This window comes from Streptomyces sp. NPDC028907 (assembly GCF_055564995.1).
In genome coordinates this window covers 86,357-111,853 of sequence record NZ_JBVHVE010000004.1, presented here as the reverse complement: position 1 = coordinate 111,853, position 25,497 = coordinate 86,357, and the positions used below count along the sequence as shown (strand labels likewise).

Here is a 25,497-nt window from a genome sequence, read left to right as displayed (position 1 = left end):
GAAGTGGCCTCATTCGGTGATGGTCGGCGGGACCTCTTCCTCCTCGGAAGCGTCCGGTCCCGGTCCTACGGTGCTCGGGTCCGCGACCTCGGGGTCCAGGAGGTCGCAGACGACGGTCAGCAGCTGATCCACGTCCACCGGTTTCGGTACGTAGTCGTTGGCGCCCCGCGCGATGGACTTCTCCCGGTCTCCGGGCATGGCCTTCGCGGTCAGCGCGACGATGGGGAGGTCCGTCCAGCGCGGGGTGCGGCGGATGGCGGAGATCGTCTCGTAGCCGTCCATCTCCGGCATCATGATGTCCATCAGGACGAGTTCGACGTCCGGGTTGCGCTCCAGTGTCTCGATGCCCTCGCGGCCGTTCTCCGCGTAGAGGACCGGCATGCCGACCCGGCCGAGGACATGGGTGAGCGCGAAGACGTTGCGGATGTCGTCGTCCACTATCAGTACGCGTCGGCCGGGGAGGACCTGGCCCGCCCGGCCCGTCTGCCACGCCTCCAGCTTGGCCGGCGTCGGCCATGACTCCTCGGCGTCGTGCGCGGCCGGGTACGGATCGGCCGACAACTGCTCCGGCAGCGGCAGCGGACGGCCCGCCGGTGCCGGGCCCGTGGCCGCGTGGCCGGGGCTGACGACCGGGACGTACAGCGTGAAGGTGGAGCCCTTGCCGGGCTCGCTCTCGGCGACGATACGGCCACCCAGCAGGCCCGCGATCTCGCGGCTGATGGACAGACCGAGGCCGGTGCCGCCGTACTTGCGGTTGGTCGTGCCGTCGGCCTGCTGGAACGCCTCGAAGATCACCGGGAGTTTCTCCGCCGCGATGCCGATGCCGGTGTCGGACACCGCGAACGCGATCACCTCGTCGCCCTCGCGGACGTAGTGGTGCTCGGGGTCCTTCGCCCGGGTCACCCGCAGCTCGACCCGGCCCGTCGCGGTGAACTTGATCGCGTTGGACAGGAGGTTGCGCAGGATCTGCTGCAGGCGCTGTTCGTCCGAGTACATCTCGCGCGGCACGTCCTCGCCGACCGCCACCTCGAAGGCGAGCCCCCGGTCCAGGGTGAGCGGGCGGAACGTGGCGTGGACGTAGTCCAGCAGCTTGATGAGCGGCAGCTTCTTCGGGCGTACGTCCATCCGGCCGGCCTCGATCTTCGACAGGTCCAGGATGTCGTTGATCAGCTGGAGCAGGTCCGAGCCCGACCGGTGGATCGTCGTCGCGAACTGGACCTCCTGGTCGGTGAGGTGCCCGTCCGGGTTGTCCGACAGCAGCCTCGCCAGGATCAGCAGGGAGTTCAGCGGGGTGCGCAGCTCGTGCGACATGTTCGCCAGGAACTCCGACTTGTACTGGGAGGAGGTCGCGAGCAGGGCCGCCTTCTCCTCCAGTTCCGCGTTCGAGCGCTGCAACTCCGCCTGCTGCATCTGGAGTTCGTCGGAGCGCTCCTGGAGCTGCATGGCGAGGCGCTGGGACTCGCCGAGCAGGGACTCCGTACGGGAGTTGGCGATGATCGTGTTGATGGCGACCGCGATGGTGTTCACGAACTGGTCGAAGAAGGCGAGGTGTACGTCGGAGAAGCGGGAGAACGAGGCCAGTTCGATCACGCCGAGGAGCTTGTCCTCGAAGAGGATCGGGATGATGACGACGCTGGTGGGCGCCGCTTCGCCGAGCCCGCTGTTGATCTTGATGTAGTCCGGCGGGGCCTCCTCGACCAGGATCCGCTTCTTCTCCCGGGCCGCCTGCCGGACCAGGCCGTGCACGGGGAGGCCGCCGGTCTCCACTGTCGCGCCCTGTGCCGAGCCGTATCCGGCTATGAACGCGAGTCCCTTCGCGGGCACGGTCGTACGGAGCGAGGCGCTCTCCTCGTCCGGGTCGGCCAGGAAGAACGCGCCGTACTGGGCGTTGACCAGCGGCGTCAGCTCGCGCAGCAGCAGGTCGGCGACCTCCATCAGGTCGCGGTGGCCCTGCATCAGGGCGGCGAGGCGGGCCAGGTTGGACTCCAGCCAGTCCTTGGCGCGGGTCGTCTCGCGCAGGTTGGCCACCATCAGGTTGATGTTGTCCTTCAGCTCGGCGACCTCGCCGCGCGCCTCGACCGTGATCGAGCGGGACATGTCGCCCTGGGCCACCGCGGAGGCCACCTCGGCGATGGCGCGGACCTGGGTGGTGAGGTTCAGCGCGAGTTCGTTGACGTTGGTCGTCAGGCGCTTCCAGGTGCCGTAGACGCCCTCGACCCGTGCCTGACCGCCGAGTTGGCCCTCGGAGCCGACCTCGCGGGCCACGCGGGTGACCTCGGAGGAGAAGGAGGACAGGGTGTCGACCATCGTGTTGATGGCGGTCTTCAGCTCCAGGATCTCGCCGCGCGCGTCCACGTCGATCTTCTTGGACAGGTCCCCGTTGGCGACGGCGGTGGTGACCTGGGCGATGTTGCGGACCTGCGAGGTCAGGTTGTCCGCCATGTAGTTGACGTTGTCGGTCAGGTCCCGCCACACCCCGGAGACGCCGAGCACCTGCGCGCGACCGCCGAGCCGGCCGTCGGTGCCGACCTCGCGGGCCACGCGGGTCACCTCGTCGGCGAAGGCACGCAGCTGTTCCACCATCGTGTTGACGGTGTCCTTGAGTTCGAGGATCTCGCCGCGCGCGTCCACGGTGATCTTCTTCGACAGGTTGCCGTTGGCGACGGCGGTGGTGACCTGGGCGATGTTGCGGACCTGCGAGGTCAGGTTCAGCGCCATGAAGTTGACGTTGTCGGTGAGGTCTTTCCATACCCCGCTGACGCCGCGCACCTGGGCCTGACCGCCGAGGTTTCCTTCGGTGCCGACCTCGCGGGCGACCCTCGTCACCTCGTCGGCGAACGCGGAGAGCTGGTCCACCATCGTGTTGATGGTCGACTTCAGTTCCAGGATCTCGCCCTTCGCCTCGACCGTGATCTTCTTGCCGAGGTCGCCCTGGGCCACGGCGGTGGAGACGAGGGCGATGTTGCGGACCTGGGAGGTCAGGTTGTCCGCCATGAAGTTGACGTTGTCGGTGAGGTCCTTCCATACCCCGCTGACGCCGCGCACCTGGGCCCGTCCGCCGAGGTTTCCTTCGGTGCCGACCTCGCGGGCGACGCGGGTGACCTCGTCGGCGAAGGCGGAGAGCTGGTCGACCATCGTGTTGATGGTCGACTTCAGTTCCAGGATCTCGCCCTTGGCGTCGACGGTGATCTTCTGGCTCAGGTCGCCGTTGGCGACGGCGGTCGTCACCTGGGCGATGTTGCGGACCTGGGACGTCAGGTTCGACGCCATGAAGTTGACGTTGTCGGTGAGGTCCTTCCAGACGCCGGACACGCCCCGGACCTGGGCCCGGCCGCCCAGCTGGCCTTCCGTCCCGACCTCGCGGGCGACCCTTGTCACCTCGTCGGCGAACGCGGAGAGCTGGTCGACCATCGTGTTGACGGTCAGCTTGAGTTCGAGCAGCTCGCCGGTCGCCTCGACGGTGACCGTGCGGGTCAGGTCGCCGCGGGCCACCGCCGTGGTCACCAGGGCGATGTCACGGACCTGCGCGGTCAACCGGGACGCCATCGTGTTGACGGCCTCGGTCACGTCCCGCCAACTTCCGGACAGACCCTGCACCTTGGCCCGGCCGCCGAGCCGGCCCTCGGTGCCGACCTCGCGGGCCACTCGGGTGACCTCGCCGGTGAACAGGGAGAGCTGGTCGACCATCTTGTTCACGGCCCGGCCGAGTCTGCGCAGGTCACCGCGTAACTGGCGGCTGCCGTCGTGCAGGTCGACGCGCTGCGTGAGATCACCGCCGGCCACCGCGTCCAGCACGCGCGTCGCGTTGGCCGCCGGGGCCACCAGGGCGTCGAGCACATGATTGACGTCGTTGACGCGCGTGGTCCAGTCGCCCTGACCCGGGCTCGCCGAGAGCCGCTCGTCGAGCCTGCCGTGCCGCACCAACTCCCTTTTGACCCGCTGCACTTCACCGTTGAAGTGGGTGCTGCGGTCCATGATCTGGTTGAAGACGGCCGTCAGCTCGGCCACCACCCCTTCACCGGCCTCCGGGAGCCTGCGGAAGTCGCCGTCCCGGGCCGCGGTCATCGCGGCGAGCAGCGGGCGCAGCTCCGATGCTCGAATTTGACCGTCTTTCTGACCGTCTTCGAGCACACGCGTAGCACGGTTCTCACTCATGGCGGCCCACTTCGGTAACTCGGTGCTTATGGGCGTGGCCAGTCTGTCACTCTGTCGGCGTCGACTGAGGCGTATTCGTCCGAACCGTTCGGGGAGCTGTCCATGGGGGCCATTCCGGCGCAACGGGAGACCGTTACCCGTGCCTCTGGTGTGCCTGTGCACGGGGGCGCGGGCGCGGAAACCCGCACCACCCTCCCCGGCAGCGCGCTCTCCCCGGGCTCCGCGCGCACCCTCGTGCGGGGCGCCCTCACCGAATGGGCCGCCTCCGGTCTCCCCGGCACCGAGCACCTCACCGACCGGCTCGTCGACGACGCCGTCGTGGTCGTCAGCGAACTCGTCACCAACGCCGTCGTGCACGCCGGTACCGATGTCGAGCTCGCCTGCCGCCTGGAGGACGAGACCGGCGACCTGCTCGTCGAGGTCCTGGACCACCACCCCTCGCGCGCCCCGCGCGACGGCGAGGTCGAGGCGCCGTACGAGACACCGGAGTACGGCCGCGGCCTGCGCCTTGTCTCCCGGCTCGCCGAGTCCTGGGGCGTCACCTATCGCACCGGCTCCAAGACCGTGTGGGCGCGGCTGCCCGCGGAAGACCCCATGGCGGCCAGGGACGACATCGAGGCGTACACGGAGGAGCGCGCGCTGGAGCGCGGGCTGCGCGTCGCCGAGATCCTCGCGCCCGAGCCCCAGCGCGCCGAACGAGACCGGGACTGGCTCAACCGGGGCGCCCTGTCCTTCCTCGCCGAGGCATCCGACCTGCTCGCCGGACAGCTCGACGAGAACCTGGTCGCCGCGCTCGCCGGCCAGCTGATCGTGCCGCGGCTGGCCGACTGGTGCGCGGTGTGGCTGGAGGACGAGGTCGCCGGGCGCTGGGGATACCCCCGATCGGGCGAGGCCGAGGGCGGCTGGGCGATCGACGGCACAGCCGGTACCGGGCCCCGGCTGGCCCGCGTCTGGCACGGCTCGGAGAACCTCATCGAGGAGCTGCGCCGCGCCCTGGAGAAGGAGCCGCCGCTTCCGCCCGAGACCCACGGCACCGGCCCCGTCCCCTACCCCTGGCCGGGTGAGGCGCTCGGGGCGCGCGGGGCGCACGGCACGGCGCTCGCGTACCGCCTGATCGCCGGAGGCCGCCCCCTGGGCACGCTGGTCATCGGACGGGCCGACCTCATGCGCTTCCCCGACGAGGTCACCGGACTCGTCGAGGACCTCAGCCGCCGGGTGGCCCTCGCCATCGGCGCCGCCCGCCAGTACGCCCGGCAGGCCACCATCAGCCGGGTCCTGCAACGCGGACTGCTGCCCGGCGCGGTCGCGGAGATCCCCGGGGTGGTCAGCGCCCTGGTGTACGAGCCGTGCGACAAGGGCGGCCCGAGCGGCGACTTCTACGACCTCTTCCCGGCCGGTGACGGCCGCTGGTGCTTCGCCATCGGTGACGTCCAGGGCAAGGGCCCCGAGGCGGCCGTGGTGATCGGCATCGCCCGCCCCTGGCTGCGCCTCCTCGCCCGCGAGGGCTACCGCGTCGCCGACGTCCTCGACCGTCTCAACCAGCTCCTCCTCGACGACGCCACGGAGGCCGCCGACGCCGCGGCCCGTGCCCTGGTCGGCCCGGTCGCCCCCGGCGACGGCCCTCAGACCCGCTTCCTGTCCCTCCTCTACGGCGAACTCACCCCCTTCGACGGCGGCGTCCGCTGCACCCTCGCCTCCGCCGGACACCCGCTGCCCCTGCTGCTGGGCGCGGGCGGCGAGGTCCACACCGCCGCGCACCCGCAGACCCTCCTCGGGGTCGTCGAGGACGCCACGTACACCTCCGAGACCTTCGAGCTGCGCTCCGGCGACACCCTGCTGTGCGTGACCGACGGGGTGACGGAGCGGCGCAGCGGCTCCCGCCAGTTCGACGACGGTGACGGCCTCGCGACCGCCCTCGCCGGGTGCGCGGGGCTGAACGCCCAGCTGATCGCGGAACGGATCCGCAGGCTGGTGCACGAGTTCAGCGGCCGCCCGCCGGAGGACGACCTGGCGCTGCTGGTGCTGCAGGCCGAATGACCGGCCGGACCGGGACCCTCCGGGGTGCTGGACAATGGAGGACATGCCCTCCGCACTCCCCGACGGCGAACCCGTCCCCGCCGACGGCGCGCTCCCCGCGTCCGCGCTCGCCGGGTCCGCCGACCGCCCCCTCGGCTTCTACCTGCACGTCCCGTACTGCGCGACCCGCTGCGGCTACTGCGACTTCAACACCTACACCGCGACCGAGCTGCGCGGCACGGGCGGAGTGCTGGCCTCCCGCGACAACTACGCCGAGACCCTCGTCGACGAGATCCGCCTCGCCCGCAAGGTCCTCGGCGACGACCCGCGCGAGGTCCGCACGGTCTTCGTCGGCGGCGGTACGCCCACCCTGCTGGCCGCCGACGATCTCGTACGGATGCTGGCGGCGATCCGCGACGAGTTCGGACTGGCGCCGGACGCGGAGATCACCACGGAGGCGAACCCGGAGTCGGTCGACCCGGCGTATCTGGCCACGCTCCGGCAAGGCGGCTTCAACCGGATCTCCTTCGGCATGCAGAGCGCCAAGCAGCACGTACTGAAGATCCTGGACCGCACCCACACCCCCGGCCGCCCCGAGGCCTGCGTCGCGGAGGCCCGCGCGGCGGGCTTCGAGCACGTCAACCTCGACCTGATCTACGGCACACCGGGGGAGACCGACGACGACTGGCGGGCCTCCCTGGAGGCGGCGATCGGCGCCGGGCCGGACCACGTGTCGGCGTACGCCCTGATCGTCGAGGAGGGCACCCAGCTGGCCCGCCGGATCCGCCGCGGCGAGGTCCCGATGACGGACGACGACGTCCACGCGGACCGGTACCTGATCGCCGAGGAGACGTTCACGGCGGCCGGTTTCGACTGGTACGAGGTCTCCAACTGGGCCACCTCGGAAGCGGGCCGCTGCCTGCACAACGAGCTGTACTGGCGAGGCGCGGACTGGTGGGGCGCGGGGCCCGGGGCCCACTCGCACGTGGGCGGGGTGCGTTGGTGGAACGTGAAGCATCCGGGCGCGTATGCGGGGGCGCTGGCGGCGGGGCGGTCGCCGGGGGCGGGGCGTGAGCTGCTGTCGGACGAGGACCGGCGGGTCGAGCGGATCCTGCTGGAGCTGCGGCTGCGGGAGGGGGTGCCGCTGGAGCTGCTGCGGGAGGAGGGGCTCGCGGCCTCGCGGCGGGCTCTGGGGGAGGGGCTGCTGCAGGAGGGGCCGTATGCGGAGGGGCGTGCGGTGCTGACGCTGCGGGGGCGGTTGTTGGCGGATGCGGTGGTCAGGGATTTGGTGGACTGATCACTCGGACGTGTGAATCGGTGCGGAACGTCGGTTCGGTCCCTAACCTGGTTCGTAGGCTGCCGCTAAAAGGACGCGGCGGATGTGGAGGCCATGGAGATGACCGCTGTGGACGAGCGTGCGATGACGAAGGTCTTCGAGGAGCTTGAGGCCCCTGAGGGCGTCAAGGTCGAGCTACTCCGGGGGGTAATCGTGATGATGGCGAGCCCTGATCTGGTGCACAACATCAACGTGCTGCAGATCAGCAGGCAGATTCCCGTCGAGCACTGGTACCCCCTCCAGACCCAGGACATCGACATTGTCGACGAGGCCAGCGAGCCTGTCCCCGACCTGGTGGTCGTGGCGCCCGAGGTCCTGCCCGCCTCGGGGCGCCTACTGCCGTCCACGGTGATCACCATGGTTGTCGAGGTCGTCTCCAAGACCAGCGTCGAACGGGATTACTGCGTCAAGCGCTCTATCTACGCAGCGGGCCAAATCCCTGCCTACCTTGTCATCGACCCGATCATGGCGCACTGCGTCCTGCTGACGAATCCGGTTGGTAAGGGCGAGGAAGCCGACTATCGAAAGCAGCACATCGTAAAGTTCGGCGAGCCGCTGCCGGTGGAGGCTCTGGGGCTAGAACTGGACACCACCGAGTTCGGAACGTTCCCCGACGTCAGGCCCCACCGCTACCCGTGACGAAGTCGATCAACTCCTCCACTCGCCCCAACAACTCCGGCTCCAGGTCCTTGTAAGACCCCACCCGCTTCAGAATCGCCTGCCACACCGCCCCGGTGTTCTCCGACGGCCACCCCAGCGCCCGGCACACCCCCGTCTTCCAGTCCTGCCCGCGCGGCACCTTCGGCCACCCGGCGATCCCCAGCGACGACGGCTTCACCGCCTCCCAGATGTCGATGTACGGGTGGCCCACGACCAGGGCGTGCTCGCTGGTCACCGACTCGGCGATCCGCCACTCCTTAGAGCCCGGCACCAAGTGGTCCACCAGGACTCCCAGCCGGGCATCCGGCCCCGGTGCGAATTCGGCCACGATCGACGGCAGGTCGTCGACGCCCTCCAGGTACTCCACGACCACGCCCTCGATGCGCAGGTCGTCGCCCCAGACCTTCTCGACCAGCTCGGCGTCGTGCCGGCCCTCGACGTAGATACGGCCGGCGCGGGCCACGCGTGCGCGTGCGCCGGGGACGGCGACCGAACCGGAGGCCGTGCGGGTGGGCCGTACCGGAGCCGCGCTCGACGGGCGTACGAGCGTCACCACCTTGCCCTCCAGCAGGAACCCGCGCGGCTCCAGCGGGAACACCCGGTGCTTGCCGAAGCGGTCCTCCAGGGTCACCGTGCCCGCCTCGCAGCGGATCACCGCGCCGCAGAAGCCCGTGCCCGGCTCCTCCACCACCAGACCCGGGTCCGCCGGGACCTCAGGGGCCGGCTTGGGCTTCTTCCAGGGCGGGGTCAGGTCGGGGGAGTACTGGCGCATTCGGATGACGATAGGAGAAGCCCGGCCCGCGCGTCCCGCCGTTCAGCCCGACACGCCGAAGCGGGCGGCCAAGGCGTCGCGCTGGCGTCGTACGAACTCCGCGTCCACCACCGCTCCGTGACCGGGCACGTACAGCGCGTCCTCGCCGCCCAGGTCGAGGAGGCGGTCCAGGGCCGCCGGCCAGTGCGACGGTACGGCGTCCGGGCCGGCCTGCGGGTCGCCGGACTCCTCCACCAGGTCGCCGCAGAAGACCACCTCCCGGTCGCCGACGGTCCCGCCCGGTACGAGCACGACCAGATCGTGGGCCGTGTGGGCCGGGCCGACGTTCGCCAGGAGGACCTGACGGCCGCCGTCCAGGTCGAGGGTCCACTCGCCGCTCACCTGGTGGTGAGGGTGGACCAGGGCGTCGATCGCCTCGTCCGCCGCGTCCTGGTCCAGGCCGTGGCGTACGGCGTCCGCGCGCAGTTCCGCCCGCTCGTGCGCGAACACCGTGTCCACGCCCACCGCCCCGTACACCTCGGCCCCCGCGAACGCCGCCGCCCCGAAGACATGATCGAAGTGCGGATGGGTCAGCGCGAGATGAGTCACACGGTGACCGGCGAGCCACTGCGCCTGCGTACGCAACCGCACGCCCTCCCCGAGGCTCGACCCGGCGTCCACGAGCAGTGCGCCACCGTCCCCGACGACCAGCCCCGCCGTGCAGTCCCAGCCCGGCAGCCGGCACCGCCCGACCCCCGCCGCCAGCCGTTCCCACCCCAGCTCTTCCCAAGTCACCGTCATACGGCGACGCTAGCCAAGACGACAGCGTCGGGCACTGTGGTCCGTGACCGGCCTTGCCCGGGGCGTACCCCACCGCCGTACACTGGCCGGGGACGGTTGGCACTCACCTGAGCAGAGTGCCAGGCGAGGCGCCAAGGGGACGACTTCTGGAGGTGTGCGCGATTGCTGAGTGAACGCAGGCTTCAGGTGTTGCGTGCCATCGTCCAGGACTACGTCGGGACCGAGGAGCCGGTCGGCTCGAAGGCCCTGACCGAGCGGCACAACCTCGGTGTCTCCCCGGCGACCGTCCGTAACGACATGGCGGCCCTGGAGGACGAGGGTTTCATCGCCCAGCCGCACACCAGTGCCGGCCGCATCCCGACCGACAAGGGCTACCGGCTGTTCGTCGACAAGCTCGCCGGCGTCAAACCGATGACCCCGCCGGAGCGGCGCGCCATCCAGAACTTCCTCGACGGCGCCGTGGACCTCGACGACGTCGTGGCCCGCACCGTGCGGCTGCTCGCGCAGCTCACCCGGCAGGTCGCCGTCGTGCAGTACCCGTCGCTGACCCGGTCCACCGTCCGCCATGTCGAGCTGCTGTCCCTCGCGCCCGCGCGCGTGATGCTCGTACTGATCACGGACACCGGACGGGTCGAGCAGCGAATGGTCGACTGTCCGGTCCCCTTCGGCGAAGGGTCGCTCGCGGATCTACGCGCGCGGCTGAACAGCCGGGTCGCCGGGCGGCGCTTCACCGATGTGCCGACCCTCGTCGAGGACCTCCCCGAGGCCTTCGACCTGGAGGACCGCGGCACCGTCTCGGCCGTGCTCTCCACCCTCCTGGAGACGCTGGTCGAGGAGAACGAGGAGCGGCTGATGATCGGCGGAACCGCCAATCTCACCCGCTTCGGACATGACTTCCCCCTCACCATCCGGCCCGTTCTGGAAGCCTTGGAGGAGCAGGTCGTGCTCCTCAAACTCCTTGGCGAGGCCGGGGATTCGGGCATGACCGTGCGCATCGGGCACGAGAACGCCTACGAGGGACTCAACTCCACGTCCGTCGTGTCGGTGGGCTACGGTTCGGGCGGCGAGGCAGTCGCCAAGCTCGGCGTGGTCGGACCGACCCGCATGGATTACCCGGGAACGATGGGAGCGGTACGCGCAGTGGCACGGTACGTCGGACAGATCCTGGCGGAGTCGTAAGTGGCCACGGACTACTACGCCGTTCTCGGCGTGCGTCGCGACGCGTCGCAGGAAGAGATCAAGAAGGCCTTCCGGCGGCTCGCGCGCGAGCTGCACCCGGACGTCAATCCGGATCCGAAGACCCAGGAGCGGTTCAAGGAGATCAACGCCGCTTACGAGGTGCTGTCGGACCCGCAGAAGAAGCAGGTCTACGACCTCGGCGGCGACCCGCTGTCCCAGGCGGGCGGCGCGGGAGCCGGCGGCTTCGGCGCGGGCGGCTTCGGGAACTTCTCGGACATCATGGACGCGTTCTTCGGTACGGCGTCGCAGCGCGGTCCGCGCTCGCGTACCCGCCGGGGCCAGGACGCCATGATCCGCCTGGAGATCGAGCTCGACGAGGCGGCCTTCGGTACGACGAAGGACATCCAGGTCGACACGGCCGTCGTCTGCAACACCTGTAACGGTGAGGGGGCCGCCCCCGGCACCTCCGCCCAGACGTGTGACATGTGCCGCGGTCGCGGTGAGGTGTCGCAGGTGACGCGGTCCTTCCTCGGCCAGGTCATGACGTCCCGGCCCTGCCCGCAGTGCCAGGGCTTCGGCACCGTCGTGCCGACACCGTGCCCCGAGTGCGCGGGCGACGGGCGGGTACGGTCCCGTCGGACCCTGACCGTCAAGATCCCGGCCGGTGTCGACAACGGCACGCGGATCCAGCTCGCCGGTGAGGGCGAGGTCGGGCCGGGCGGCGGTCCCGCCGGTGACCTGTACGTCGAGATCCACGAGCTGCCGCACGCGATGTTCCAGCGGCGCGGCGACGACCTGCACTGCACGGTGACGATCCCGATGACGGCGGCGGCCCTCGGCACGAAGGTGCCGCTGGAGACGCTGGACGGCATGGAGGAGGTCGACATCCGGCCGGGCACGCAGTCCGGCCAGTCGATCCCGCTGCACGGGCGGGGCGTGACGCATCTGCGGGGCGGCGGGCGCGGCGATCTCATCGTGCACGTCGAGGTGCAGACGCCGACCAAGCTGGATCCCGAGCAGGAGCGGTTGCTGCGCGAGCTGGCCAAGCTGCGTGGCGAGGAGCGTCCGCAGGGGCAGTTCCAGCCGGGGCAGCAGGGGCTGTTCTCCAGGCTGAAGGATGCGTTCAACGGGCGCTGAGCCGTGGGCGACGGGTGCTGATCCCCTTGGGAAATTGCTGGCCTATGCCAAGGGGAAGGGCCGATTCGGACTTGTTCGGAGGACGTGACAACATGCCGTCATGTCCTCCGCGCTGACCGATCTCTTCCCCCATCCGATCGTGCAGGCCCCCATGGCGGGCGGCGTCTCCGTGCCGCAGCTCGCCGCTGCCGTGGCCGAGGCCGGTGGGCTGGGCTTCCTCGCCGCCGGGTACAAGACGGCCGACGGGATGTACCAGGAGATCAAGCAGCTCAGGGGGCTGACCGGCAGGCCTTTCGGGGTCAATCTGTTCATGCCGCAGCCCGAGTACGCCGATGCCGCCGCCGTGGATGTCTACGCCCATCAGCTCGCCGGTGAGGCCGCCTGGTACGAGACCGAGCTGGGGGACCCGGACAGCGGGCGGGACGACGGGTACGACGCCAAGCTCGCGGTGCTGCTCGACAACCCGGTGCCGGTCGTCTCCTTCCACTTCGGCGTGCCCAGCGGCGAGGTGCTGGAGTCCCTGCGGCGCGCCGGGACCTTCACGCTCGTCACCGCCACCACCCCGGACGAGGCCGTCGCCGTGCAGCGGGCCGGTGCGGACGCCGTGATCGTGCAGGGCGTCGAGGCCGGCGGGCATCAGGGGACGCACCGCGACAACCCGGAGACCGACGGTTCCGGCATCGGGCTGCTCTCCCTCGTCGCACAGGTCCGGGAGACCGTGAGCCTGCCTCTCGTCGCCGCCGGCGGCATCATGCGGGGCAGCCAGATCGCCGCCGCCCTCGCGGCCGGGGCGAGCGCCGCCCAGCTCGGCACCGCCTTCCTCGCCACCCAGGAGTCCGGCGCGAACGCCCTGCACAAGCAGGCGCTGACCAACCCGCTGTTCGTCCGGACCGAGTTGACGCGCGCGTTCTCCGGCCGCCCGGCCCGTGGCCTGGTCAACCGGTTCATGCGCGAGCACGGCCCGTACGCCCCCGCCGCCTTTCCCGAGATCCACCACCTCACCTCACCCCTGCGCAAGAAGGCCGCCTCCTCCGGCGACCCGCAGGGCATGGCCCTGTGGGCGGGGCAGGGGCACCGCATGGCCCGTGACCTGCCCGCCGGACAGCTGGTCGACGTCCTGATCGCCGAACTGGCCGCGGCGTCGACAGCGTTGTCGGCCTTCCCGCGGGGCGGTGCCGGCCGATGACGGCACCGGTGTTCGTCGTCGAGTCGCTGGAGCGAGGCGTCGCCCCCGGTGGGGAGTACGTCCTCGACGGGCCGGAGGGGCGGCACGCCGTCTCGGTGAAGCGGCTGCGGGCCGGCGAGGACGTCGTCCTCACCGACGGGCTCGGGCGCTGGGCCGAGGGCGTCGTCAAGGCGGCCGAGGGCAAGGACCGGCTGGTGGTGGAGCTGGGGGCGGTCGCGCAGGAGCCGTCCGCGCAGCCCCGTATCACCGTCGTCCAGGCCCTGCCCAAGGGTGACCGCGGTGAGCTGGCCGTCGAGACCATGACCGAGACCGGCGTCGACGCGATCGTGCCGTGGGCGGCCGCCCGGTGCATCACGCAGTGGAAGGGCGAGCGGGGCGCGAAAGCCCTCGGCAAGTGGCGGGCCACCGCGCGTGAGGCCGGCAAGCAGTCCCGCCGGGTGCGTTTCCCCGAGGTCGCCGAGCCGGCCACGAGCAAGCAGGTCGCGGCGCTGCTCGCGGGGGCCGACTTCGCCGCCGTACTGCACGAGGACCGCGCCTACGGCAGCGAGCCGTTGGCCACGGCGTCGCTGCCCGCCGAGGGCGACATCGTCCTCGTCGTCGGACCCGAGGGCGGCGTGAGCCCCGAGGAGTTGGCCCTCTTCGAGGAGGCGGGAGCGAAGGCGTACCGTCTGGGCCGTACCGTCCTGCGGACCTCCACGGCCGGAACCGCGGCGACGGCACTGCTCCTCGGCCGCACCGGCCGCTGGTCCTGACGTCGGTAGCTTGTTCGATATTGTCACCTTGAGGTGTGGCGCTCGGCCGATCGCACGCGATTGGCGGTGCGGTGCGGTGTTGTCACGGTCATGGCGTCCGGCAGGACCTACCGCCGGGCGGGCGGGAAGTGACGCTTGTGGAGGCCCACGTAAGACCGTCGCCCTACGGGGACGACGGCGAGGGCCTGTGAAGCAGGAACCCGAGGTGGTACCGCGCACGGTACGGACCGGAATCGTCTGCCTTCGCGCGGACGAGTGCGCCAACGCTGCTACGCCGACGTGCGTGGAGCTTCGGTGCGGCCCTTGACGCAGCTGGCGACAGCCTGGGACAGGGGCCGCCTGCCGGAGGCCCCGCGAGTGGCCGTATGCGCTCTACCGCGGCGGCCGGGACAGTGGCAGGCTGCCCTCTCATGGGGGCTTTCAGCAGGGTTTGGGGTCGTGTTGGCAGGCGCCCGCGAGTGGCGGGTGCGGTGGGAGTCGCCGTGCTCGCCGTCGGAGGGATGACGGCCTGTGATCCCGGTGGGCTCAGCAGCGCGACCGTGGCGTTCACCACCGACCAGACCGTGACGGCGGAGCTGGAGCGGCAGAAGGCCGACGTGCGGTGGCTCAACTGCACCGGCTCGTACGACAACGGCGACGGCAAGTCCGGCGGGGCGACGGCCAGTGCGAACACCGTCGTCAAGGTCGACTGCGAGGGCGAGACCTCCGACGGCAAGGACATCGTCGTCACCGGCCGGATCACCCGGGCGGTCAGCGGTTCCTGTGTGCGCGGGGACCTCGTCGCCGAGATCGGCGGCAAGGAGTGGTTCCACGTCAACGGGCTGGGCGACTGCGACGCCACGCCCTCGCCGGTCAGCCCGTCCGGCGGCGGACAGCAGCCCGGGCCCACCGTCACCGTGACCGTCACCAAGACCGTCTACTGCAAGCAGCACCCGAACTGCTGGCCGGAGGGCAAGTGAGCGCTTTCGGCCGGGAGTTGGGCAAGTGATCCAAAGGTCTGTCCCCGGACGCCGCCCCTGCTTATGGTGAGCGGGTGACTCAGCCCGCGACGCCCGGATCGTCTTCCTATCTCCGGTATCCACATCTCCACGGTGACCTGGTCGCCTTCACCGCCGAGGACGACGTGTGGCTCGCCCCGCTCGACGGCGGCCGGGCCTGGCGGGTCAGTGCCGACAACGTGCCGGTCACCCTGCCGCGCATCTCCCCCGACGGCACGACCGTCGCCTGGACCTCCAGCCGCGACGGCGCCCCCGAGGTGCACATCGCGCCGGTCGACGGCGGCCCCGCCAAGCGCCTCACCCACTGGGGCAGCTGGCAGACCCGGGTACGCGGCTGGACCCCGGACGGCCGGATCCTCGCCATCAGCACCCGGGGCCAAGCGGGCAGCCGCCGCACCTGGGCGCACACGGTCCCGCTCGACGGCGGCCCGGCCACCACCCTGCCGTACGGCCCCGTCGCCGACGTCGTGCACGGGCCGCAGCTCGTCCTCGCGTCCGCGCCGATGGGGCTGGAGGCCGCCCGGTGGAAGCGCTACCGGGGCGGTACGGCGGGGAAGCTGTGGATCGACCTCGCGGGCGACGGCGACTTCGTACGGCTGCACGCGGACCTGGACGGGAACATCGAGTACCCCGTGTGGGCCGGTGACCGGATCGCCTTCCTCTCCGACCACGAGGGGGTGGGCGCGCTGTACTCGTCCCTCGCCGACGGGTCGGACCTACGACGCCACACCCCGGATGGGGGAGGGTTCTACGCCCGGCACGCCGCGAGCGACGGCACCCGCGTCGTGTACGCCCGCGCCGGGGAGCTGTGGCTCCTGGACGACCTCGACGGGTCCGAGCCGCGCCGGCTCGACATCCGGCTCGGCGGACAGCGCACCGACCGGCAGACGTACACGCTGAACGCCGCCCGCGCCTTCGGGGAGGCCGCGCCCGACCACACCGCACGCGGCAGCGCCGTCTGCGTCCGGGGCGCCGTGCACTGGGTCACCCACCGCTCCGGACCCGCCCGCGCCCTCGCCGCCGAGCCCGGCGTACGGGCCCGGCTGCCGCGCACCTTCCGGGCGGAGGGCGAGGAGTGGGTGGTGTGGGTGACGGACGCGGAGGGCGACGACGCCCTGGAGTTCGCCCCGGCGACCGGCCTCGCACCGGGTGCCACGCCGCGCAGGCTCGGCGCCGGACAGCTGGGCCGGGTCCTGGAGCTCGCCATGGCACCCGACGGAAGCCGGGCGGCGGTCGCCGGGCACGACGGGCGGCTGCTGCTCGTCGAACGGGAGTCCGGCGAGGTGCGCGAGGTCGACCGCAGCGCCGACGGCGACGTGTCCGGTCTTGTCTTCTCGCCCGACTCGGCCTGGCTCGCCTGGTCGCACCCCGGCCCGCGCCCGCTGTCCCAGCTGAAGCTCGCCAACACCACCGACCTGTCCGTCTCCGAGGCGACCCCCCTGCGCTTCCAGGACTACGCGCCCGCCTTCACCCAGGACGGCAAGCACCTGGTCTTCCTGTCCACCCGGGCCTTCGACCCCGTCTACGACGAGCACGTCTTCGACCTCGCCTTCGTGGTCGGCTCCCGCCCCCACCTGATCACCCTCGCCGCGACCACCCCGTCCCCCTTCGGCCCGCAGCGGCACGGCCGCCCCTTCGACGCGCCGGACAAGGAGGAGACCCCCGACAGCGAGGGCACCCCGACCACCCGCATCGACCTCGAAGGTCTCGCCGACCGGATCGTGCCGTTCCCCGTCGAGGCCGCCCGCTACACCAACCTGCGGGCCGCCAAGGACGGCGTGCTGTGGCTGCGGCATCCCGTGCGCGGCGCGCTCGGCGCCACCCGGGCCACGCCCGACGACCCCGAGCCCAAGAGCGAGATGGAGCGCTACGACCTAGTCCAGCGGCGGATCGAGCATCTCGCCGACGACGCCGACCACTTCGAGGTCAGCGGCGACGGCAAGCGTGTGCTGCTGTGGACCGACAGCCGGCTCAAGGTCGTCCCCAGCGACCGGCGTGCCTCCGGCGACGACGAGAGCGACTCGAACATCACCGTGGACCTGACGCGGGTACGGCAGACGGTCGACCCGTCGGCGGAGTGGCGGCAGATGTTCGACGAGACCGGTCGCATCATGCGCGACCACTTCTGGCGGCCGGACATGAGCGGCGTCGACTGGGCGGGCGTACTGGACCGCTACCGCCCCCTGCTCGACCGGGTCGCCACCCACGACGACCTGATCGACCTGCTCTGGGAAGTGCAGGGCGAGCTGGGCACCTCGCACGCGTACGTCGCGGGGCGCGGCGGCTACGGCGGCGGCGCCCGCCAGGGCCTGCTCGGCGCCGACATCTCCCGTCACAAGGACGGCAGTTGGCGCATCGACCGCATCCTGCCGTCGGAGACCTCCGACCCCGACGCCCGGGCACCGCTGGCCGCACCCGGGGTCGCGGTGCGGGCCGGGGACGCGATCGTGGCCGTGGCCGGGGTGCCGGTGGATCCGGTGACCGGACCCGGACCGTTGCTCGTCGGCACGGCGGGCAAGGCGGTGGAGCTGACGGTCTCGCCGGCCGGGGGCGGGGAGGTACGGCACGCGGTCGTCGTACCGATCGCCGACGAACAGCCGCTCCGCTACCACGCCTGGGTGGCCGACCGGCGCGCGTACGTCCACGAGAAGTCCGGCGGCCGGCTCGGCTACCTCCACGTCCCCGACATGCAGGCGCCCGGCTGGGCCCAGATCCACCGTGACCTGCGGGTCGAGGTGGCCCGTGAGGGCCTCGTCGTGGACGTCCGGGAGAACGGCGGCGGCCACACCTCGCAACTGGTCGTCGAGAAACTGGCCCGGCGTATCGTCGGCTGGGAACTGCCGCGCGGGATGCGGCCGTACAGCTATCCGGCGGATGCTCCGCGCGGGCCCGTGGTGGCGGTGGCGAACGAGTTCTCCGGGTCCGACGGCGACATCGTCAACGCGGCGATCAAGGCGCTGGGGCTCGGGCCGGTGGTGGGGACGCGGACGTGGGGCGGCGTCATCGGCATCGACAGCCGCTATCGCCTGGTCGACGGCACGTTGATCACACAGCCGAAGTACGCCATCTGGCTGGAGGGTCACGGCTGGGACGTGGAGAACCACGGGGTGGACCCGGACGTGGAGGTGGTGCAACGTCCGCAGGACTGGGTGGCCGGGCGGGACACACAGCTGGACGAGGCGGTGCGGCTCGCGTTGGCGGGGCTGGAGGAACGGCCGGCCAAGTCGGCACCGCCACTGCCGGACCGGTGAGCCCCTCGCCCCCGCCGCCCCTACCCGTCCCGTCTCCAGGGGCTTCGCCCCTTCGACCCCGGGTCGTTTCTTCGGGTGCGGGCGAGTGGGGGCTGGTCGCGCAGTTCCCCGCGCCCCTTCTGGGTCTCCGCCCCAGACCCCGCTCCTCAAACGCCGGAGGGGCTGGATTTGCCGGGCCGGGCCGGATCTTTTCAGCCCGTCCGGCGTTTGAGGACGAGGCCCGGAGGGCCGATGGCGGGGGTCTGGGGGCGCAGCCCCCAGGGATGGGACGGGTAGGGGCGGCGGGGGCGAGGAACCCTGTGTTCCCGGCGATAGCATGCCCCGTAAGAGATCACCCGGCGTGAGGAGGCACACGCATGGCAGGGGAACCGAGGGACGACTGCTTGTTCTGCAAGATCGCCGAAGGGCACGTCCCGGCGACGATCGTCCGGGAGACGGACACGACCGTCGCCTTCCGGGACATCAACCCCCAGGCACCCACCCACGTCCTGGTCATCCCCAAGGCGCACTACAAGGACGCCGCCGCCCTCGCCGCCGCCGACCCGGCCCTCGCCGCTGACGTCCTGCGCGAGGCCCAGGCCGTGGCCGACGAGGACAAGCTGGAGAGCTACCGCATCGTCTTCAACACCGGCGCCGGCGCGGGCCAGACCGTCTTCCACACGCACGCCCACGTCCTCGGCGGCCGCGGCATGCAGTGGCCCCCCGGGTAACTCACCATGTCCGTACGCGAACTGGTCGTCCTCGGCACGGCCAGCCAGGTCCCGACCCGGCACCGCAACCACAACGGCTACCTGCTGCGATGGGACGGCGAAGGGATCCTCTTCGACCCCGGCGAGGGCACGCAGCGGCAGATGCTGCGGGCCGGCGTCGCGGCGCACGACCTGAACCGGATCTGCGTCACCCACTTCCACGGGGACCACTCGCTCGGCCTCGCCGGCGTCATCCAGCGGATCAACCTCGACAAGGTCCCGCACCCCGTCACCGCCCACTACCCGCTCTCCGGACAGCGCTTCTTCGACCGGCTGCGGTACGCCACCGCCTACCGGGAGACCGTCGACCTCGCTCAGGCGCCGGTCAGCGAGGACGGGGTCATCGCCGACACCGGTGGCTACACACTGCACACCGCCCGGCTGTCGCACCCCGTCGAGTCGTACGGCTACCGCCTCGTCGAGCCCGACGGCCGCCGCATGCTGCCCGAACGCCTCGCCGCGCACGGCATCAAGGGGCCGGACGTGGGGCGGCTCCAGCGGGACGGCGTGCTCGGCGGGGTCTCGCTCGCGGAGGTGAGCGAAGTGCGCCGCGGGCAGCGTTTCGCGTTCGTCATGGACACCCGCCTGTGCGACGGGGTGTACGCCCTGGCCGACGGCTGCGACATGCTCGTCATCGAGTCCACCTTCCTGGACGACGACGTCGAACTCGCCGTCGAGCACGGCCATCTGACCGCCGGTCAGGCCGCCCGCGTCGCGCTGGAGTGCGGCGTACGGCATCTCGTGCTCACGCACTTCAGTCAGCGCTACAGCGAGCCGGACGAGTTCGAGCGGCAGGCGCGGGACGCCGGTTTCGACGGGGAGCTGACGGTGGCGTACGACCTCCTGCGGGTGCCGCTGCCGAAACGTCGGTAATACCGCCGTACGATGCTTTGATGCCCCTCCCGAAAGCAGAACTGCACCTCCATATCGAAGGCACCCTTGAACCCGAGCTCGCCTTCGAACTGGCCGCGCGCAACGGCGTCGAGCTGCCGTACGCCGACACCGGCGAGCTCCGCAAGGCGTACCAGTTCGAGGACCTCCAGTCCTTTCTGAACCTGTACTACGAGCTCATGGCCGTCCTGCGCACCGAGCGGGACTTCGAGGACCTCGCGAACGCCTACCTCGCCCGGGCCGCCGCGCAGGGCGTACGGCACGCGGAGATCTTCTTCGACCCGCAGGCGCACACCAAGCGGGGCCTGGAGCTGGGCACGGTGGTCGAGGGGCTGTGGCGGGCGCTGGGGAACAGCGAGGCGAACCACGGGATCTCGACCCGGCTCATCATGTGCTTCCTGCGCGACGACTCCGCCGAGTCGGCCATGGAGACGCTGCGGGCCGCGGAGCCGTATCTCGACCGGATCACCGGCGTCGGCCTCGACTCGGCCGAGGTCGGCCATCCGCCGGTGAAGTTCCGCGAGGTGTACGAGGCCGCCGCCGCCCTCGGACTGCGGCGCGTCGCGCACGCGGGTGAGGAGGGGCCGCCCGCCTACATCGCCGAGGCCCTCGACATCCTCGGCGTCGAGCGCGTCGACCACGGGCTGCGGTGCATGGAGGACCCGGCGCTGGTCGAGCGGCTGGTCCGGGACCGGGTGCCGCTGACCCTCTGCCCGCTGTCGAACGTACGGCTGCGGACCGTCGACGTCCTCGCCGACCACCCGCTGCCCGGCATGCTCGACGCCGGCCTGATGTGCACGGTCAACTCCGACGACCCGGCCTACTTCGGCGGCTACGCGGGAGACAACTTCGACGCGGTCCACCAGAGCCTGGACCTGTCCGATGAGCGGCTGCGCGAACTCGCCCGCAACTCGTTCCTCGCCTCCTTCCTGGAGGACGACGAGGAACTGCGGGGGCGGTATCTGGCCGAGGTGGAGGCGTACGAGTTCGGGTAGCCGGGCCGGAGACGGTTCAGGTCGCCGCGGTCAGGCGGTCCGGGGCCGTCGGGGTGGCTTCGGTGGTGTCCAGAGGGATCTCGACGACCTCCATGATCTCCACGCCTTCGGCCACCTCGACCGTCTCCTGCGGGCGTCGGGCCAGTGCCACGACCGTCATCGGTACGGCGACGATCAGCAGCCCGGTGGCGAGGACCGTGCCCATGGCGGGGAAGCCGGCCTGGGCGGACAGGACGCTGCCGGTCAGGGGGCCCGCCGCGGTGCCCAGGGAGGACGCCGAGCCGACGAGGACCGCCCAGCGGCCGCGCGGGTCGAGGGAGGCGGCGAGGCCGATGACGTACGACAGGACGATCGGGTAGAGCGTGTTCCAGGCGATCTCGCCGGCCGCGAAGGTCGTCAGGTCGGTCGCGGACGCGCTGAGCGCGATGCACACCGCGATCAGGGCCGTACCGGCACCGATGGGGAGCGCGCGGCCGAGGCGCGGGCCGAGCGCTCCCGCCCCGGTCACGCCCAGCAGCCCGGCGCCGAGGCCCACGGCGAACACCGCGCCGACCGTCGCCTCGGTCAGCTCTGCCTGGGTCAGGCCGATCCGGCCGCTGACGCCCCACAGGGAGTTCTGGGCGAGGGACCAGCAGAGCATGCAGGCGGCGAGGGCCAGGCCGTGGCGGAGGTGGGGGAGGCGGGTGGTGGCTGCCCGCGTCCGGGGTTGCGGGGCACCGCTCGACGTCAGACGGGTCGTCAGTGGCCATACGGCGAGCGCCATGAGGGCGATGGCGGCCAGCGGCTGGCCGTGGCCCGCCCCGAGGTGCGGCACCGTCAGATAGACGGCGCCGGCGAGGGCGGAGACGCCCAGGAGGCCGAGCGTGGTGGCCCGGTGAGGTTCCCGCAGGGCGGCTATCCCGGTGGCGGCCACCGCCGTCGCCGTACCCGAGCCGAAGCCGCCGACCAGGACGCCCAGCACCACGGCCGGCAGGGCGTGGGCGAGCGCCGCGGCGCCGTAGCCGACGACCGCCAGCGCGAGCCCGGTCCGGGCCAGCCTGCGGGCGCCGACCCGCTCCACCCGTGAGGCCAGCAGGAAGCCCGCCGACGCCGAACTCAGCAGCAGCGCACTGCCGACGGCACCCGCCTGGGTGGGGGTGAGCGGAAGTCCGGAGTCGAGTCTGCCGACGACCGTCGGCAGCAGATACGGAGCGAGGTACCCGGCCGTGAAAAGGGCGACGAGGGGCCAGGGGGTGGTGCGAGGGGCGAACACGGGCGTTCCCAGGGCATGCGAAAGGAGCGGCTCAAGAGGGGGAGGGGCGCAGGCCGTCGACGGACAGGAACGCGCGGGCAATTTGTATCAAGCGGGGGGAGGCGTGAAGAAGCGCGGGGGGTGTGATCTGAGGCACGTTCTGTTTGGGGTGGGGGATCACGGGTAGAAGGTGCCCTCGCCTGCGCCGGAGAGATGCCCTCACCTGCGCCAGTGCACAGCCCCGCCCCCGCCGCTCCCGCCGGGAGCCGTCGCCTCGATCTTCGCCCTGATCTCCCGCATCACCGCTACGATCCGCTCCTCGTGGCCCGCCGACAGCCGTGCCACCGGCACCGAGCAGCTGATCGCGTCCTGGGCCGGGACCTCGTAGCGCAGCGCGAAACCGAAGCCGACGATGCCGGGGACGCCCTCCTCGCGGTCGATCGAGTAGCCGCGCGCCCGTACTTCGGCGAGGTCGGCGGCGAGGGCGTCACGGGTGGTGCGGGTGCGCGGGGTGAGGGGCTCGTACGGGCCGTCGGGGAGGTCGGCGTCGGGGCGTTCGGCGAGCAGGGCCTTGCCCAGGGCTCCCGCGTGTGCGGGCAGGCGCCGGCCCACCCGGCTGATCGTGCGCAGGTATTCGTGTGACTCGCGCGTCGCCAGATACGCCACGTCCCGGCCGTCCAGCCGAGCCATGTGGATCGTCTCGCCCAGCGCCTGCGACGCCTCGTCGAGATACGGGCGCACTACCCGGACGCGCGGGTCGGAGTCGAGGTAGCTGGTGCCGGTGAGCAGGGCGTGGATGCCGATGCCGTAGAGGGAGCCGGTGACGTCCGTACGGACCCAGCCGCGCGAGATCAGGGTCTGGAGCAGGGCGTACATGGAGCTGCGCGGCACGTCCAGCGCCTCGGCCAGCTCCTGAAGGCGGGCGGGGCGGTCGCCGCGCGCGGCGAGCAGCTCCAGCAACTCCACGGTGCGCGCCGCCGACTTCACTTCGCGGACGCCGCCTGTCTCTGACATGGGGCGATGGTAATCGTCGCCGCTCGGGCGGACCGTGCCATTGACGGTCGTGGTTCGCCTACCTAATCTCGATTCTCATACATGGATGACATCTACATCTGGAGATGGGGAGATGGCGAGGGTGAGCCTCGATACGGATACCGGCGCGCATACGGTCACGGTCCGGCGCTTGCGGGACGGCATGGCACAGGGCGTGCTGTCGTTCCCGCTCACGAGCTTCCACGACGACGGCACGCTGGACCCGGACGGCTTCCGCACCCATGTCGCCGCCCAGCTCGCCACCGCCCCCGGCGCGGTCTTCCCGGCCTGCGGCACCGGCGAGTTCTTCTCGCTGGACGAGGGCGAGTACCGGCAGGTCGTCTCCATCGCCGTCGAGGAGTCGGGCGGGCGGGTACCCGTCGTCGCCGGGGCCGGGTACGGCTGGGCGCAGGCAGCGCGGTTCGCCCGGATCGCCGAGGAGGCCGGCGCCGACGCCCTCCTCGTCCTGCCCCACTACCTCGTCGCCGCCCCGCAGGACGGCCTGGTCGCCCAGCTGGAGCAGCTCGCCGCCCGGACCCGGCTGCCCCTCATCGCCTACCAGCGAGGCCAAGTCGCCTACACCGCCGAGTCGTTGAAGCGCATCGCCCGCATCCCGAACGTCATCGGGCTCAAGGACGGCCACAGCGACCTCGACCGCCTCCAGCGCCTCACCCTCGCCGCCCCCGAAGGCTTCCTCTTCTTCAACGGCGCCTCCACCGCCGAGATCCAGGCCCGCGCCTATGCCACCGTCGGCGTCCCCGCCTACTCGTCCGCCGTCCACGCCTTCGCCCCCGAGATCGCGAACGCCTTCTTCGCCGCCCTCCACGGCGGCGACCAGGGCACGGCCGACAAGCTGCTGCGCGACTTCTACGTCCCGCTCGTCGAGATCCGCGACCGGGTGCCCGGATACGCGGTGTCCCTGGTCAAGGCCGCCGCCCGGCTGCGCGGCCGCCCCGTCGGCCCCGTACGCGCCCCGCTCACCGACCCCTCGGCCGCCGACCTCGCCGACCTGCGCACCCTCCTCGCCACCGGCCTCGACCTCGTAGGAGCCGCCTTGTGAACCTCACGATCACCGAGGTCCGCCTCACGCCCATCCTGGTCGCCGACCCGCCCCTGCTGAACACCCAGGGCGTCCACCAGCCCTACACGCCCCGGCTGATCGTGGAGGTCGAGACGGCGGGAGGGATCACCGGGGTCGGTGAGACGTACGGCGACACCAAGTACCTGGAGCTCGCCAGGCCGTTCGCGGAGAAGCTGATCGGCCGTCAAGTCAGCGACCTGAACGCTCTGTTCGCCGTCGCGGACGAGGTTGCCGTCGATCAGTCCCGGGTCCAGGGCCAGGTCGACGTCGGCGGGCTGCGCGGCGTCCAGACCGCCGACAAGCTGCGGCTGTCCGTCGTCTCCGGATTCGAGGTCGCCTGCCTGGACGCCCTCGGCAAGGCGCTCGGACTGCCCGTGCACGCGCTGCTCGGCGGCAAGGTGCGCGACGCGGTCGAGTACAGCGCGTACCTCTTCTACAAGTGGGCCGAGCACCCGGCGGGCGTCGCGGCCGAGAAGGACGACTGGGGTGCCGCCGTCGACCCGGCCGGGGTCGTCGAGCAGGCCCGCAAGTTCACCGAGCGGTACGGCTTCACCTCCTTCAAGCTCAAGGGCGGGGTCTTCCCGCCCCACGAGGAGATCGCGGCCGTACGGGCACTCGCGGACGCCTTTCCCGGGCATCCCCTGCGGCTCGACCCCAACGGGGCCTGGTCCGTGGAGACCTCGCTGAAGGTGGCGCGGGAACTCGGGGACGTCCTTGAGTACCTGGAGGACCCGGCCCTCGGAACGGCGGCCATGGCCGAGGTCGCCGCGCGGGCCGGGGTGCCGCTGGCGACCAACATGTGCGTGACGACGTTCACGGAGATCAAGGAGGCGTTCACCAAGGAGGCCGTACAGGTCGTCCTCTCCGACCACCACTACTGGGGCGGGCTGCGCAACACCCAGCAGCTGGCGGCGATCTGCCGCACCTTCGGCGTCGGCGTGTCCATGCACTCCAACACGCACCTGGGCATCTCCCTGGCCGCGATGACCCACGTGGCGTCCACCGTCCCGAACCTCCACCACGCCTGCGACTCCCACTACCCCTGGCAGTCCGAGGACGTCCTCACCGAGCGCCTCACCCTCGAGGGCGGCAAGGTCACCGTCTCGGACGCGCCCGGCCTCGGCGTCGAACTGGACCGCGAGCGGCTGGCGGAGCTGCACCGGCGGTGGCTGGAAGACGACGGCTCGCTGCGGGACCGCGACGACGCCGCCGCGATGCGGGTCGCGGAACCCGGATGGGTGACGCCTTCGGTGCCGCGCTGGTAGGGCTCCACCGACCGGGCGGGCGCGGCCGTCC

Annotated in this window: 19 protein-coding genes; 14 read left to right on the top strand and 5 right to left on the bottom strand. The window is 71.6% G+C overall.

Translation table 11 applies throughout. The annotated features are described in order from the left end of the window. Positions 1-9: 9 nt before the first annotated feature. Positions 10-4,155 (bottom strand): HAMP domain-containing protein, encoded by a 4,146-nt coding sequence (locus ACZ4UU_RS13225; RefSeq protein ID WP_468039408.1) that lies wholly within the window; start codon positions 4,153-4,155, stop codon positions 10-12. 102 nt (positions 4,156-4,257) lie between these two features. Between ACZ4UU_RS13225 and ACZ4UU_RS13220 the strand changes: the two genes are divergently transcribed. From ACZ4UU_RS13220 to ACZ4UU_RS13210, 3 genes are all read left to right on the top strand, one after another. Beyond that, positions 4,258-6,192: a SpoIIE family protein phosphatase gene (locus ACZ4UU_RS13220; protein WP_468039406.1), complete on the top strand. Its 1,935-nt coding sequence runs from the start codon at positions 4,258-4,260 to the stop codon at positions 6,190-6,192. 43 nt (positions 6,193-6,235) lie between these two features. Beyond that, positions 6,236-7,468, top strand: coding sequence for a radical SAM family heme chaperone HemW (gene hemW / locus ACZ4UU_RS13215; RefSeq protein ID WP_468039405.1), 1,233 nt, complete (start codon positions 6,236-6,238; stop codon positions 7,466-7,468). Between the two features lie 99 nt (positions 7,469-7,567). Beyond that, positions 7,568-8,146, top strand: a complete 579-nt coding sequence (locus ACZ4UU_RS13210) for a Uma2 family endonuclease (protein ID WP_468040181.1) — start codon at positions 7,568-7,570, stop codon at positions 8,144-8,146. Here the strand turns inward: ACZ4UU_RS13210 and ACZ4UU_RS13205 are convergent. Together ACZ4UU_RS13205 and ACZ4UU_RS13200 are read right to left on the bottom strand one after the other, a co-directional pair. After that, positions 8,124-8,939 carry a DUF3097 domain-containing protein gene (locus ACZ4UU_RS13205; protein ID WP_468039403.1) on the bottom strand — a complete coding sequence of 272 codons (816 nt, stop codon included), beginning with the start codon at positions 8,937-8,939 and terminating at the stop codon, positions 8,124-8,126. The two genes, ACZ4UU_RS13210 and ACZ4UU_RS13205, sit on opposite strands and share 23 nt — an antisense overlap. Positions 8,940-8,981: 42 nt before the next feature. Then, on the bottom strand, positions 8,982-9,719 hold the full coding sequence (locus ACZ4UU_RS13200) for an MBL fold metallo-hydrolase (protein ID WP_468039401.1): 738 nt from the start codon (positions 9,717-9,719) through the stop codon (positions 8,982-8,984). 162 nt (positions 9,720-9,881) lie between these two features. Here ACZ4UU_RS13200 and hrcA point away from each other — a divergent pair, with 162 nt between their 5' ends. The 9 genes from hrcA (at position 9,882) to ACZ4UU_RS13155 (ending at position 20,857) form a co-directional block, all read left to right on the top strand. After that, on the top strand, positions 9,882-10,898 hold the full coding sequence (gene hrcA / locus ACZ4UU_RS13195) for a heat-inducible transcriptional repressor HrcA (protein ID WP_468039399.1): 1,017 nt from the start codon (positions 9,882-9,884) through the stop codon (positions 10,896-10,898). Continuing rightward, positions 10,899-12,035, top strand: coding sequence for a molecular chaperone DnaJ (gene dnaJ, locus ACZ4UU_RS13190; RefSeq protein ID WP_468039397.1), 1,137 nt, complete (start codon positions 10,899-10,901; stop codon positions 12,033-12,035). Between the two features lie 100 nt (positions 12,036-12,135). Continuing rightward, positions 12,136-13,221, top strand: a complete 1,086-nt coding sequence (locus ACZ4UU_RS13185; RefSeq protein ID WP_468039395.1) for a nitronate monooxygenase — start codon at positions 12,136-12,138, stop codon at positions 13,219-13,221. Continuing rightward, positions 13,218-13,973 (top strand): 16S rRNA (uracil(1498)-N(3))-methyltransferase, encoded by a 756-nt coding sequence (locus ACZ4UU_RS13180; protein ID WP_468039393.1) that lies wholly within the window; start codon positions 13,218-13,220, stop codon positions 13,971-13,973. Before ACZ4UU_RS13185 ends, ACZ4UU_RS13180 begins: the two co-directional genes overlap by 4 nt. A 410-nt stretch (positions 13,974-14,383) precedes the next feature. Then, the gene (locus tag ACZ4UU_RS13175; RefSeq protein WP_468039391.1) at positions 14,384-14,932 is read left to right on the top strand and encodes a hypothetical protein; all 549 of its coding nucleotides are present in this window, start codon (positions 14,384-14,386) and stop codon (positions 14,930-14,932) included. Positions 14,933-15,006: 74 nt separating this feature from the next. Beyond that, positions 15,007-18,222, top strand: coding sequence for a S41 family peptidase (locus tag ACZ4UU_RS13170; RefSeq protein ID WP_468039389.1), 3,216 nt, complete (start codon positions 15,007-15,009; stop codon positions 18,220-18,222). Between the two features lie 356 nt (positions 18,223-18,578). Continuing rightward, entirely contained in the window at positions 18,579-18,932 is a 354-nt protein-coding gene (locus tag ACZ4UU_RS13165; protein WP_468039387.1) for a histidine triad nucleotide-binding protein, read from the top strand. A 6-nt stretch (positions 18,933-18,938) separates the two neighbouring features. After that, positions 18,939-19,844 carry a ribonuclease Z gene (locus ACZ4UU_RS13160; RefSeq protein ID WP_468039385.1) on the top strand — a complete coding sequence of 302 codons (906 nt, stop codon included), beginning with the start codon at positions 18,939-18,941 and terminating at the stop codon, positions 19,842-19,844. A gap of 20 nt (positions 19,845-19,864) precedes the next feature. After that, the gene (locus ACZ4UU_RS13155; protein WP_468039383.1) at positions 19,865-20,857 is read left to right on the top strand and encodes an adenosine deaminase; all 993 of its coding nucleotides are present in this window, start codon (positions 19,865-19,867) and stop codon (positions 20,855-20,857) included. A 16-nt stretch (positions 20,858-20,873) separates the two neighbouring features. On the opposite strand, the gene ACZ4UU_RS13150 is transcribed toward ACZ4UU_RS13155, so the two are convergent. Then, positions 20,874-22,109 (bottom strand): MFS transporter, encoded by a 1,236-nt coding sequence (locus ACZ4UU_RS13150; RefSeq protein ID WP_468039381.1) that lies wholly within the window; start codon positions 22,107-22,109, stop codon positions 20,874-20,876. 198 nt (positions 22,110-22,307) lie between these two features. Next, complete coding sequence (locus ACZ4UU_RS13145; RefSeq protein ID WP_468039379.1) at positions 22,308-23,102, bottom strand: IclR family transcriptional regulator; 795 nt, start codon at positions 23,100-23,102, stop codon at positions 22,308-22,310. A 112-nt stretch (positions 23,103-23,214) separates the two neighbouring features. Between ACZ4UU_RS13145 and ACZ4UU_RS13140 the strand changes: the two genes are divergently transcribed. Both ACZ4UU_RS13140 and ACZ4UU_RS13135 read left to right on the top strand, forming a co-directional pair. Beyond that, the gene (locus ACZ4UU_RS13140; RefSeq protein WP_468039378.1) at positions 23,215-24,180 is read left to right on the top strand and encodes a 5-dehydro-4-deoxyglucarate dehydratase; all 966 of its coding nucleotides are present in this window, start codon (positions 23,215-23,217) and stop codon (positions 24,178-24,180) included. Then, positions 24,177-25,466 (top strand): glucarate dehydratase family protein, encoded by a 1,290-nt coding sequence (locus tag ACZ4UU_RS13135; RefSeq protein ID WP_468039376.1) that lies wholly within the window; start codon positions 24,177-24,179, stop codon positions 25,464-25,466. Before ACZ4UU_RS13140 ends, ACZ4UU_RS13135 begins: the two co-directional genes overlap by 4 nt. The last annotated feature ends 31 nt before the right edge of the window (positions 25,467-25,497 follow it).